This window comes from Bradyrhizobium sp. UFLA05-89 (genome assembly GCF_059803475.1).
In genome coordinates this window covers 1-12868 of the sequence record NZ_JBANBA010000167.1, presented here as the reverse complement: position 1 = coordinate 12868, position 12868 = coordinate 1, and the positions used below count along the sequence as shown (strand labels likewise).

The following is a 12868-nucleotide window of genomic DNA, read 5'->3' as shown; positions in this document are numbered from 1 at the left end:
CGCTTCGACCACATCCAGATCGAGGGCGAGCACGGTTTCGGCAAGCCCGAGGAGCGCGCCTATCTGCACGCGATGGAAGCGCTCGGCGTCACCGCCGGGGATACCTGGATGATCGGCGACAATCTGGAATGGGAGGTCGTGACGCCGCAGCGCCTCGGCATCTACGCCGTCTGGATGGACGTGCATGGCGAGGGCCTGCCTGCGGGATCGCCGATCAAGCCCGACCGCATCATCCGCTCGCTGACCGAGTTGTTGCCCCTGCCCTAGCCGCGACCTCCGCAAGTGAAATTCGTCACAGACCGCAATCCGCGATTGCGGTACGATAGCGCTCGGGCGCGGGGGTTGAGGCGCGAACGGAGGCAGCGATGCAGGACGTTCCGAAGGAAACCAAGCGCGCGCAGGCGCCCGCCAAGAAGCCGGGCCTGTGGGACAGCATCCAGTCCTGGGACAGTCGCCTCTCCGTCACCAAGGGACTAACCATCGTCACCCTGCTCACCGGGTTTTTTGGCGGCTATTTCCAGTATCTCAATTCCTACGAGGAGAAAGTCGGCGAGCAGGCCAAGGCGGACATGGCCGCAGCCACTTCGACCTTCATCGAGATTTCCAACGCCTTCGCCGAGGTCCAGATGCTTCAAGAGAGCATCCTCGCCGACTATGCCGAGGCTCGGACGGCGAAGGCGGATTCTGCCGTCGTGCAAGTGGACGCGAAGGCAGCGTCCGACCTCGCTTCGGACTATTCCAAGGCGCGGACGGCGCTGCGACAGAACGGGCTCGTCTTCGCGCGCAAGGCGGAGATCTACATCGATTGGCCGAGCGATCTCAGCCGCGATCCGGCCGCTCCGCGCGCCCTCGATCAGGACCCGCTCACGGACACGCTGCTCACCGAGTATAATTTCGACTGCGACGCCGAAGCCAATCTGCCGCACTTCAAGGGAGCCATCTTTGACGGCAGCGATCACGGGCCGCCGAACGAGGAGCTGTGCACGGATCCGACGGCCAATGGACCGAAGACCTACGTCGATCTCTGTGCCAGACTGCCGGGCAGCGGCGCGGTCGATCCGTTGCGGAAGGTGGTCAACATCAACTGGTGGAGCGCCAAGCACCACGTGCTGATCATGCACCATTGCTTCGAGGCACTGCGAGGCAGGCCGGGCGCCGCAATCGATATGAACCAGAGCGGGAAACCGGCACTCTCAAAGCAGCAGGAAGACTACAAGGAGAGGCTCAACACACAGGCCCGACGCATCGATGCATACATGACGCTGACGATGGCCCAGCTCGAGCGTATCAGGGTGAAATACCGTCCCTCCGGTTTCCTCTGTCATGTTCCGCTGGCGCGCGATGTCATCGGGTTGTTCAGCGACCAGTGCACGCCCATCCGGACCGCGGTGAGCGAGCGCAGCTGAGATCATCCACAGGAACGAAGTCTCTCTCCCGATGCGTGATCGGCATGTCATGACGGCTTGCTAGCGTTGCCGCGTCGATCAACACAGAGGACAAATCCATGGAACTGAAAGCCGGCGATGTCGTGATGCTGAAATCCGGCGGCCAGCCGCTGACCGTCGTCGATGTCAAGGAGGAGGACGTGCTGTGCCTCTGGATGGGCATCGAAGGCAACCTGTTTCGCGAGACACTGCCGCTCGCTGTTCTCGAACAGGCCGAGCCCGAAGAGGACGAGGACGAAGACGACGAGGATGAAGACGAGGACGAAGAGGAAGACGACGAGGACGACGAATAGGCGCTACGAGATTGGATTCGATGGCTGCCACGTCGGAAGTGCGCTCCCTCCCCCGCTTGCGGGGGAGAGGGTGTCTCCGCAGTGGACAATCCCCAAGGGGAGAGAGCCCTCACCCGGCGCTTCGCGCCGACCTCCCCCGCACGCGGGGGAGGTTCGACCGAGCCCGCGGCCCAATCGTGCTAACCTAAAGCCACTCGAAAAACGCGACGAGATCGGGTTTGGCCTCCGGCTTTCGCCCCGTCCGACAAAAATCTCGAAAACAACCCCATGCAAAGTAGCCGGCAATTGCCGACGCGACCTTTTACGGATTTTACGAAATCGCTTGACGCGTCGGGCAAATCAGGGGCATGATGCCATCATTGCGAAATTTGGGATGACCGCCCCCAATCTCGTCATGCCTTAGGCGACGAGCTGCTTCACCGCGGCCGAGATCATCACGAGCCCGCCCGTGATGACAGCGACGTCGAGGATCGCGGCGTGGATGTGCACCGGCATCCGCTCGACGAAGGCCTTTGCGAGGAATGCCCCAGGCACCGCCATTCCGCCGATCAGGAGCGCGAACGCCAGCACCTGCGCGGTCACCGCGCCGGCGAGGCCGAACACCGAGATCTTGATGAGCCCGGTGCCGAGCGAGATCATCGCATCGGTCGCGATCACCGCCGCGCCCTCGAGGCCCGCGGCCATCAGCAGCGAGAGCAGGATCACGCCCGAGCCCGAGGTGCCGCCGACCAGCACGCCATAACCGACCGACCCTGCTGCAAGGCCCGTGTTGCCGATCTTGACCTGGCGGCGGCGCAGCACGCGGCGCAGCGGCACGCTGAGGATCAGCATGGTGCCGATCACCAGCGCCGCGCCGGCATTGGTGAGGCGCGTGTAGCCGTAGGCACCGAGCGCCGTCGTCAGCGCTGCGCAGGCGAGCACGACGAGAGCGCGGCGGCGATCGGCATAGCTGACATAGGCAATGGCGCGGCTAAGATTGGTGAAGATCGCGGAGATCGCGATGATCGGCACCACGGGTTCGGCGCCGACCATCGGCACCAGCACCAGCGGCATCAGGGCGCCGGTGCCGTAACCTGCGAGCCCACCAATGATCGAAGCAAACAACGCCATCAACGCGACCAGCAGGAGCTGCAGAACCGAGATATCGGCAAAGCCTGATACGATGGTCACGTTCTCTGATCGCGGCTGAAGCGTGCCGCAGCTTGATCGGCGATGGAAGCGAGCGCCGCCTCCTCTAGGGGAAAATCCGCGGCAAGCCAAGCGTCCTCGGCGAGCGTCAACACATGTCCGAGCGCGGGCCCTTCCGCCATGCCGCGCGCGATGAAGTCAGCGGCTTTCAGCGGGAATTTCGGCGGCATCCAACGTTGCGGCAGTTCGGCAAGCTCGCGCCAGCGCGCCGAAGTCGCCTCGCCGGCATCCCTCGCCCAGGCCAGCAACACGCGATCGTGATAGCGCTCGACGCCGAGCCGATAGAGCAGCCGCCGCGCCTTGGCTTCGTCCGTACTCGCGAACCGCCACCAGCGATGCCCCATCGAATCCAGCGCCTTGGCCTCCGCATTGCTGAGCCTGAGCCGCGATGCCACGCGCTTGGCATCCTCGGTGACGGCGACAGTCAAGCCGGCAAGGCGCCGGGTCGCGCTCGCGGCAAGGCCAAGCTCGTGCTCGATCGCGATCATCCTCGCCAGCGAGCCGGTATAGGCGACGCCACCGATCAGCGACTGCAAGAGGCCACCGTCGGCCATGGCGAGCATCGCGGCCGCAGCACCGCCTGCGACCAGCAGCTTCAGCATTTCCATGCGCACCCGCTCGGCCGACAGACCGGCCAGCCCGGCGCGGCCACGGATGCAGGCGAGATAGCCGTCGCGGTCCGGCTCACCGACACCGAAGGCGGCGTGGATGCGGAAGAAGCGCAGGATGCGCAGGTAATCCTCGGCGATGCGCTGGTCGGGATCGCCGATGAAACGCACGCGGCGTGCGGCGACATCGGCAAGCCCGCCGACATAGTCGTGCACCACGCCGTGTCCGTCGACCGACAGCCCGTTCATGGTGAAGTCGCGCCGTTCGGCGTCCCTCACCCAGTCGCGGCCGAACACGACCTTGGCCTTGCGGCCGAAGGTCTCGGTGTCCTCGCGCAGCGTGGTGACTTCGTACGGGTGCCCGTCGATGACCAGGGTGATGGTGCCGTGCTCGATGCCGGTCGGCACGCTCTTGATGCCGGCGTTTTTTGCACGCCGCACCACCTCCTCCGGCAATGCGGTGGTCGCGATGTCCATGTCGCCCGGCCGCAAGCCGAGCAGCGCGTTGCGCACGGCGCCGCCGACCACGCGCGCCTCCTCGCCGTCCGCGTTCAGGAGCTTCAGGACGCGCGCCGTCCCGCCGGAGGTCAGCCAGGAAGCATCGGCAAGCATGGGCTCCGCGCTCATCTGCCAACCCCTATTTCTCGACGCCTGGCACGAGCCTGCCGTTCTCGACATGCGCGGGGACATAGGTCGAGTTCGGCGATGCGCCCGTGAAATGTGCAAGTCCGACCAGGCTTGCGATCACCAGCACCAGCGCGACCAGCCCGAGGCGGGCGATGGTGTAGACCGGCCAGGACGACTGCACGAACAGGCCCGAGCGCGTTGCGACCAGGAACAGGGCATAGACCGCGAAGGGAACGAGGAAAATTCCGATCTCGGTCAGCGCCGGCCGGATCATGGCAAATAGATCCGCTCATACAGCACACGCAATATCCCGGCGGTGGCGCCCCAGATGTACCGCTCGGCAAACGGCATCGCGTAATAGAAGCGCTCCATGCCGCGGAATTCCTTGCTGTGCAACTGGTGGTTCGCCGGATTCATCAGGAAGGATAGCGGCACCTCGAAGGCGTCATCAACCTCAGAATGGTTGATCACAAGCTCAAATCCCGGCCGGACCCTAGCAACCGTCGGCAGGATGCGGAAGCCGAAGCCGGTGCCGTAGAGATCGAGATAACCGACCGGCTCGACGAAATCGCGCTTTAGTCCGACCTCTTCTTCGGCCTCGCGCAGCGCCGCATCGCGCGGCGAGGCGTCCACCGCGTCGATCTTGCCACCGGGAAAGGCGATCTGCCCGGCATGGTCGTTCAGATGCGCCGAGCGCAGCGTCAGCAGCACGGTCGGCTCGGGCCGATCGATCACCGGGATCAGGACCGCCGCGGGGCGGACCGGCTGCTCGCGCGCAATGATCTCGAGCATCTTGTCGGTGCCGGGATCACCCGACATCGGCACGATGTTGGGATCATAGAGGGCGGGCGGCACGTCGAAGGTCAGCCGCGCCTTGGAGCGGGCGAAGAAATCCGCCGCGCCCAACCGGGCAGGTTCGTCCCTCGGAAACGGCTTGGTCAAAGCGCAGCCCTCACCTGCTCGGCATCCGCCATGGCGAAGAATTCGCCGGCCGACTCGACACCGAACATTGGCAGGCCATCGACCATCCGCTCCTCGCCCATGTCAACCAGATCGTAGTAGAGTGCGCGTGTCACCTTGGCCCAAAGGCCAGAGCGCACGTGCAGATAGGGCGTCAGCCCGCCGTCGTGCGCCTGCTCGAAGCGCAAGCGATGCGCAGCATCGCACCTCACCCAGTCGTCCACATTGGTGCGGAAGCTCAGCACGCGATGGCTGCCCTCGCCCTCCTTCTGCATCTCGACTGCCATGAACGGCGCGTCATCGACACGAATCCCGACCTTCTCCACGGGCGTGACGAGAAAGTGCTTGTCCCCTTCGCGTTTCAGGACAGTCGAGAACAGGCGCACCAGCGCCGGGCGGCCGATTGGCGTCCCCATGTAGAACCACGTACCATCGGAGGCGATTCGAATGTCGAGATCGCCGCAGAACGGCGGATTCCAAAGATGTACCGGGGGCAACCCTTTCTGGGCAGCGCCGGCGTTCTTGGCGGCGGCCGTCAACCCGTCAAGACCCCGATTGCTGCTCTGCCCTTGGTTCGCCATGGTTTGCCCTGACTTTGTCTTTGGCACGATTGGTGCAGGTCTACGTTGTACCTCGGTGAGCGGTTCCACACCGGAATCATCCGGTGTGCAAGGTCGCCACTTCGTGATGCCGTACATATCCCGAAGCCGATAAGGTGGGGATAGGTTAATTCAGCGAATACAGGGCCTTCCTGCAAGTCTAGCATGGGGCCCAAGAGCGAACATGTCACCAGCTGACATGACGTAAGATGACGACGCAAGCGGGCCGCGTGAACGGCTTAAGGAGCTGACGGATGGCGGAAAGTGTCGAAAAACTTGAAGACGTGATCGTCCGCTCGGCGGAGCAGGTGTCGGGACAGATTCGCGCCGCCAAGGAAGCGATCGCGACCGTCATCTTCGGCCAGGACCGCGTGATCGAGAACACGCTGGTAACGATCCTCTCCGGCGGCCATGCGCTCCTGATCGGCGTGCCGGGTCTTGCCAAGACCAAGCTGGTCGAGACGCTCGGCGTCACGCTCGGCCTCGATGCAAAGCGCATCCAGTTCACGCCCGACCTGATGCCGTCGGACATTCTCGGCGCCGAAGTGCTGGACGAGAGCACCGCCGGAAAGCGCTCCTTCCGCTTCATCGCCGGCCCCGTCTTCGCGCAGCTCCTGATGGCCGACGAAATCAACCGCGCCAGCCCGCGCACGCAGTCCGCGCTCCTGCAAGCGATGCAGGAGCAGCACATCACGGTCGCCGGCGCGCGTCATGACCTGCCCAAGCCCTTCCACGTGCTGGCGACGCAAAATCCGCTGGAGCAGGAAGGCACCTACCCGCTGCCGGAAGCGCAGCTCGACCGCTTCCTGATGGAGATCGACGTCGACTATCCCGATCGCGATGCAGAACGGCGCATCCTGTTCGAGACCACCGGCGCCGAAGAGACGCTGGCGAAGGGCTCGATGACCGCCGATGCGCTGATCGCGGCCCAGCGGCTGGTGCGGCGCCTGCCGGTCGGCGATTCCGTAGTGGAGGCCATTCTGTCGCTGGTGCGCTCGGCGCGTCCGGGCCCCGAGGGTGGCGAAACCGGCAAGCTGATCGCCTGGGGACCCGGTCCCCGCGCCAGCCAGTCGCTGATGCTGGCGGTGCGCGCACGCGCGCTGCTCGACGGCCGCCTCGCGCCGTCGATCGACGACGTGCTCGACCTCGCCGAGCCGGTGCTGAAGCACCGCATGGCACTGACGTTCCAGGCGCGCGCCGAAGGCCGCACGATTCCGGACGTGATCCGGCAATTGAAGACACGGATCGGTTGATGGCCGCAGACAACGGGCACACAGCGAAGGAGATCATTGCGATCCGACGTGCCGATGGCGAAAGCCGTACGCTCGCCGCTTCGCTGCCGCGCCTGGTGCTCGAGGCCCGCCGCATTGCCGCCAACGTCATCCACGGTCTGCATGGCCGCCGGCGCGCCGGCTCGGGCGAAAGTTTTTGGCAGTATCGCCGCTTCGTCTCCGGCGAGCCGTCGCAGAACGTCGATTGGCGCCGCTCGGCGCGTGACGATCATCTCTATGTCCGCGAGCAGGAATGGGAAGCCGCGCACACCGTGTGGATCTGGCCCGACCGTTCGCCGTCGATGGCGTTTGCATCAAGGAACACGCGTGACTCCAAGCTCGAGCGCACGCTGATCGTGGCATTCGCGCTGGCCGAGCTGCTCGTCTCCGGCGGCGAACGCGTCGGCATTCCAGGCCTGATGGCGCCGACCGCGAGCCGCAGCGTCATCGACAAGATGGCGCAGGCGATGCTGCATGACGACGCCGAACGGCCGAGCCTGCCGCCGTCCTTCGTACCCTCCGCGCTCGCCGAGACGGTAGTGTTGTCCGATTTCTGGTCGCCGATCGCCGAAATCAGGAGCATGCTTGCAGCGCTCTCCGGCTCCGGCGCCCATGGCACGCTGGTGCAGATCGTCGATCCCGCCGAGGAGACGTTCCCCTATTCCGGCCGTGTCGAATTCGTCGAGCCCGAGGGTTTTGGCGTAATCACGGCGGGGCGCGCCGAAAGCTGGGCGGAGGATTACACCGCGCGGCTCGCGCTGCATCGTGATCAGATTCGCGACGAGACCAACAAGCTCGACTGGCTGTTCGCCACCCACGTCACCGATCGCTCCGCCGCCGAACTGCTGCTGTTCCTGCATGCCGGCATGCAGGTCAGCAAATCGGGCGTGCGCTCGACCACCGTCAAAGCGGGACCCGCCGCATGATCGGAAGCCTGCCGCTCGCCTTCACCGAACCGCTGCTCCTGATCGGGCTCGTCAGCCTGCCGGTGCTGTGGTGGCTGCTGCGCGTGATGCCGCCGCGGCCGCGCCGCATCGAATTCCCGCCGACGCGGCTGCTGTTCGACATCGCGCCAAAGGAAGAGACGCCCTCGCGCACGCCCTGGTGGCTCACCGCGCTGCGCCTGCTCGCCGCGGCGCTGGTGATCTTCGCCGCCGCCGGCCCGATCTGGAATCCGCAGACCGGCCTTGCCAGCAGCAAGGCGCCGCTGATGATCATGTTCGACGACGGCTGGAGCGCGGCTTCGAACTGGGACACGCGGATCAAGGCGGCCGACGAACTGATCGCGAATGCCGACGGCGATCGCCGCGCCATCGCGCTGGTGCCGCTCTCGGAGCCGAACCGCGACATCACGTTGCTGCAAGCAGGCGCAGCGCGCGTTGCGCTGCGACAGCTCGCGCCGAAACCCTATTCCATCGAGCGTGTTGAAACTCTCACCGCGATTGATCGTTTCCTGAAAGCCACCGGTGATTGCGAGATCGCCTGGCTGTCCGACGGCGTCGACACCGGCCGCGGCGAGGAATTCCTGCAAGGCCTGACGAAGACGATTGGAGACCGCACCTTGACGGTGTTTGAAGGTGGCACGCCCTCCCCGCTGGCGCTGGTCGCGGCTGAGAACGCAGCCGCGAAGATGGTCGTGAAGGTGCTGCGCACCGACAGCGGCATTGCCGCCGGCACCGTGCGCGCGCTGGACCAGAAGGGATCGCCGATCGGCGAAGCCCGCTACGCGTTCGCCCCGCAGGACAGGGAGACCGAGGCGTCATTCGACCTTCCGGTCGAGCTGCGCAACGACATCACCCGGCTCGAGATCTCCGGCGAGCGTTCCGCGGGCGCCGTGCAACTGCTCGACAAGCGCTGGCGACGCCGTGCCATCGGCATCGTCTCCGGCGCGACCAGTGAGACGGCGCAGCCACTGTTGGCACCGACCTTCTATCTCACCCGCGCGCTGGCGCCGTTCGCCGACGTCCGTCTCGCCGACAAGGGCGCGCCGCAGCAGGGCATCACGCAATTCCTCGACCAGAAGCTGCCGATGATCATCCTGGCCGATGTCGGCACCATCGCCCCTGAAATCCGCGAGCGCCTCAACGCCTGGGTCGACCAGGGCGGCGTGCTGGTGCGCTTTGCAGGTCCCCGCCTTGCACAGGCCGAAGACGACCTCGTGCCGGTGAAGCTGCGCAAGGGCGGCCGCACGCTCGGCGGCAGCCTGACCTGGGAGAAGCCGCAGCACCTCGCCGCCTTCACCGCGGATGGTCCGTTCACCGGCGTCCCTGTGCCGAAGGACGTCACCGTGACCCGCCAGGTGCTGGCCGAGCCCGATGCAGTGCTGGCGACCAAGAGCTGGGCCTCGCTCGAAGACGGCACGCCGCTCGTCACCGGCGAGCATCGCGGCAAGGGTCTGGTCAGCCTGTTCCATGTGTCTGCCGACATGCGCTGGTCGGACCTTCCGATGTCGGGCACCTTTGTCGAAATGCTGAGACGAATCGTCGACATGTCCGGCTACACCTCCAAGCCCGGCGCCGGCGTTGCCGGTGAGGCCAGCACCGAGACGGTGGCGCCGCTGCACATCCTCGACGGCTTTGGCGCCTTTGGCCCGCCGCCGGCGACCGCCAAGCCGCTGTCGGCCGATTTCCGCGACCGCGCCACATCAGATCATCCGCCCGGCTTCTACGGCCCGGCTGAGGGACCGCTGGCCGTGAACACGCTCGCCGCCGCCGACCGCATCGCTCCGCTCAACACCGCGAGCCTGCGCGCCCGGCACGCGACCTATACCAACGCCGAGCCGCGCGATCTGCGCGGCTGGCTGCTCTCGACCTCGCTGGCGCTGTTCCTGATCGACGCCATCATCGTCGCACTGCTCGGCGGCGGCCTCGCCGCGCTCCTGCGCCGACGCGCCGCTCCCGCCGTGCTCGCGATCGGACTGGTGCTCGCCAGCCTCACGTCTCCCGCACCGTCACGCGCCGACAGCGCATCGGACGATTTTGCGATGAAGGCGGTCTCGCAGACGCGCCTTGCCTACGTCGTCACCGGCAATGCCGACGTCGATTCCATCGTGAAGGCCGGCATGTCCGGGCTGACGCTGTTCCTGGCGCAGCGCACTGCGCTCGAGGCCGGCGATCCCGTCGGCGTCGATCCGGCGCGCGACGAGCTCGCCTTCTTCCCGCTGATCTACTGGCCGATCGTTCCGGGCGCACCAAAACCGCCGCAGGACGCCATCAACAAGATCGACGCCTACATGAAGCAAGGCGGCACGGTGATCTTCGACACCCGCGACGCGGTCGAAGCATCGCCAGGCGAGAACGGCGCCTCGCAGACGCCGGGCATGCAGGCGCTGCGCGAGATCCTGTCCTCGCTCGACGTGCCCGAGCTCGAGCCGGTGCCGCGCGAGCACGTGCTGACCAAGACCTTCTATCTGCTGCGCGACTTCCCCGGCCGCTTCAGCACCGGGCAGACCTGGGTCGAGACGCTGCCGCGCGAGGAAGAGGACGAGAGCGCGCAGCGCCCGGCGCGTGGCGGCGACGGCGTCTCGCCGATCATCATCACCTCGAACGATCTCGCAGGCGCCTGGGCGATCCGTCCCGATGGCCAGCCGATGCTGCCGATGACGCCGGGCGAGCCGCGCCAGCGCGAATTCGCCTTCCGCGCCGGCGTCAACATCGTGATGTACACGCTGACCGGCAACTACAAGGCCGACCAGGTGCACGCGCCGGCGCTGATCGAGCGGCTCGGGCAATAGGAGCGACATGAATTACGGCATCGCGTTCACGCCGCTTGTCCCTGCGATCGTCTTGTGGATCGCGCTCGCCGCGATCGTGGTCATCGCAGCCCTCTTGCTGCTGGCCCGCGCACGTGGCGCAGCGGTGCGCGTCGCGGCGCTGGCGCTGTTCCTGCTTGCGCTCGCAAATCCCTCCTTCACCCGCGAGGACCGCGATCCCCTCACCTCGGTTGCTGCCGTCGTCGTCGACAAGAGCCCGAGCCAGAATTTTGGCAATCGCACCCGCGAAGCTGCCCAGGCGCAGGAGGCGCTGGTCGACAGCCTGAAGCGGATCAAGGGCCTCGAGGTGCGCGTCGTCGAAGCCGGACAGGCCGACGGCGAGACCGACGGCACGAAACTGTTCGGCGCGCTCACCTCCGCGCTCTCCGACGTGCCGGTCGATCGCGTTGCCGGCGCTTTCCTGATCACCGACGGCCGCGTCCATGACATCCCCGCGAATGCCGCGGCGATCGGCTTCCAGGCGCCGGTGCATGCGCTGATCACCGGCCAGAAGAACGAGCGCGACCGCCGCATCGCGATAACGGCCGCACCGCGCTTCGGCATCGTCGGCCAGACCCAGACGATCACCTACCGGCTCGACGACCAGGGCGTCAGCGGCGATCGCGCCAAGGTCACGGTGCGCCGCGACGGCGAGACGATCAACGAGCGCACACTGTCGAGCGGCCAGACCGCAAGCGTCGATGTCGAGATCAAGCATGCCGGCCCGAACATCGTCGAGATCGAGGCCTCGCCGCTCGAGAAGGAGCTGACGCCGGTCAACAACCGCGCCGTCGTTGCGATCGACGGCGTGCGCGACAAGCTGCGCGTGCTGTTGGTCTCGGGCGAACCGCATTCCGGCGAGCGCACCTGGCGCAACCTCCTCAAATCCGACGCCAGCGTCGATCTCGTGCATTTCACGATTCTACGCCCGCCGGAGAAGCAGGACGGCACGCCGATCAACGAGTTGTCGCTGATCGCGTTTCCGACCCGCGAATTGTTCCAGCAGAAGATCAACGAATTTCAGTTGATCATCTTCGACCGCTACGCCCGCCAGGGCGTGCTGCCGATTGCCTATTTCGACAACATCGCGCGCTATGTCCGCTCGGGCGGCGCGGTGCTGGTCTCGGCGGGTCCGGACTATGCCTCCAACACCAGCATCTGGCGCACGCCGCTGGATTCGGTGCTGCCGGCAGAGCCGGTCGGCGTCACCGAGAAGCCGTTCTATGCGCATCTCTCCGACACCGGTAAGCGCCATCCGGTGACGCGCGGCCTCGAGGGCTCCGCGAGCGAGCCACCGCATTGGGCCCGCTTCTTCCGCACCGTCGACACCAGGAATGCGACGGGCTCGCCAGTGATGACCGGCGCCGATGGCAAGCCGCTGCTGTTCCTGTCGCGCTTCGGCGAGGGGCGCGTCGCGCTGCTGCTCTCCGACCACATCTGGCTGTGGGCGCGTGGCTATGAGGGCGGCGGCCCGCATCTCGACCTGCTCAGGCGGATGTCGCACTGGCTGATGAAGCAGCCCGATCTCGACGAGGAGGCACTGCGCCTCCAGGTGCAGGGCAAGGATCTCGTGGTGGTGCGCCAGACGATGTCGGACAGCGTGCAGCCGGTGACGGTGACCTCGCCCTCCGGCGTGACGCGCGACCTCACGCTCAATGCCGGCGACCCCGGCGAGTGGCGCGCCAGCCTGCCGGCCGGCGAGCTCGGTCTCTGGCAGGCCACCGACGGCACGCTGAAGGCGCTGATCAATGTCGGGCCGACCAACCCGAAGGAATTTTCGGAGGTCACCTCCACCACCGAGACCTTGAGGCCGCTGACGCAGGCGACCGGCGGCGATGCCGTGCGCGTCGTCGACGGATCGAGCGTCGAGCTGCCACGCGTCGTGCCGGTGCATTCCGCCTCCATCTTCCACGGCGACGGCTGGATGGGGGTCAGGATGCGCGATGCCAGCGTGGTGAAGGGCGTCGGCGTGCTGCCGATCTTCGCCGGGCTGATCGGGCTGCTCTTGCTGCTCGGAGCATTCGCCGCGACCTGGGTGCGCGAAGGGCGCTAATCTTACTGAGTCAGAAATCCACGGACCAAGCTGGGTGAGAATCGCATATTGAAGGAGATTCAACGCGAGATCG

12 protein-coding genes are annotated in these 12868 nt (G+C 66.2%); 7 read left to right on the top strand and 5 right to left on the bottom strand.

The features are described from left to right. The 3 genes from SO139_RS43120 to SO139_RS43110 all read left to right on the top strand — a co-directional run. Nucleotides 1-267: HAD family hydrolase (locus SO139_RS43120; protein ID WP_498541938.1), on the top strand; the 267-nt coding region annotated here is incomplete at its 5' end. 98 nt (nt 268-365) lie between these two features. After that, nucleotides 366-1406 (top strand): hypothetical protein, encoded by a 1041-nt coding sequence (locus tag SO139_RS43115; protein ID WP_449380455.1) that lies wholly within the window; start codon nt 366-368, stop codon nt 1404-1406. Between the two features lie 98 nt (nt 1407-1504). Beyond that, on the top strand, nt 1505-1738 hold the full coding sequence (locus tag SO139_RS43110; protein WP_449380456.1) for a YodC family protein: 234 nt from the start codon (nt 1505-1507) through the stop codon (nt 1736-1738). 399 nt (nt 1739-2137) lie between these two features. On the opposite strand, the gene SO139_RS43105 is transcribed toward SO139_RS43110, so the two are convergent. From SO139_RS43105 to SO139_RS43085, 5 genes are read right to left on the bottom strand one after another with little or no spacing between them, the layout of a single operon-like run. After that, nucleotides 2138-2908, bottom strand: coding sequence for a sulfite exporter TauE/SafE family protein (locus SO139_RS43105; protein WP_449380457.1), 771 nt, complete (start codon nt 2906-2908; stop codon nt 2138-2140). Beyond that, nucleotides 2905-4161, bottom strand: coding sequence for a CCA tRNA nucleotidyltransferase (locus SO139_RS43100; protein ID WP_449380458.1), 1257 nt, complete (start codon nt 4159-4161; stop codon nt 2905-2907). Before SO139_RS43100 ends, SO139_RS43105 begins: the two co-directional genes overlap by 4 nt. Before the next feature lie 10 nt (nt 4162-4171). Further along, nucleotides 4172-4435: a DUF6111 family protein gene (locus SO139_RS43095; RefSeq protein ID WP_027522823.1), complete on the bottom strand. Its 264-nt coding sequence runs from the start codon at nt 4433-4435 to the stop codon at nt 4172-4174. After that, the gene (locus SO139_RS43090; protein ID WP_449380459.1) at nt 4432-5103 is read right to left on the bottom strand and encodes a CoA pyrophosphatase; all 672 of its coding nucleotides are present in this window, start codon (nt 5101-5103) and stop codon (nt 4432-4434) included. Before SO139_RS43090 ends, SO139_RS43095 begins: the two co-directional genes overlap by 4 nt. Beyond that, entirely contained in the window at nt 5100-5702 is a 603-nt protein-coding gene (locus SO139_RS43085; RefSeq protein ID WP_449380460.1) for a DUF1285 domain-containing protein, read from the bottom strand. The genes SO139_RS43090 and SO139_RS43085 overlap by 4 nt, the downstream gene beginning before the upstream one ends. A 272-nt stretch (nt 5703-5974) precedes the next feature. Between SO139_RS43085 and SO139_RS43080 the strand changes: the two genes are divergently transcribed. From SO139_RS43080 to SO139_RS43065, 4 genes are read left to right on the top strand one after another with little or no spacing between them, the layout of a single operon-like run. Further along, a complete protein-coding gene (locus tag SO139_RS43080; protein ID WP_449380461.1) occupies nt 5975-6973 on the top strand; it encodes an AAA family ATPase in 999 nt (332 codons plus the stop codon). Further along, nucleotides 6973-7917, top strand: a complete 945-nt coding sequence (locus tag SO139_RS43075) for a DUF58 domain-containing protein (RefSeq protein WP_449380462.1) — start codon at nt 6973-6975, stop codon at nt 7915-7917. The genes SO139_RS43080 and SO139_RS43075 overlap by 1 nt, the downstream gene beginning before the upstream one ends. Next, complete coding sequence (locus tag SO139_RS43070) at nt 7914-10724, top strand: DUF4159 domain-containing protein (protein WP_449380463.1); 2811 nt, start codon at nt 7914-7916, stop codon at nt 10722-10724. Before SO139_RS43075 ends, SO139_RS43070 begins: the two co-directional genes overlap by 4 nt. 7 nt (nt 10725-10731) lie before the next feature. Further along, the gene (locus SO139_RS43065; RefSeq protein ID WP_449380464.1) at nt 10732-12795 is read left to right on the top strand and encodes a hypothetical protein; all 2064 of its coding nucleotides are present in this window, start codon (nt 10732-10734) and stop codon (nt 12793-12795) included. Nucleotides 12796-12868: the final 73 nt, after the last annotated feature.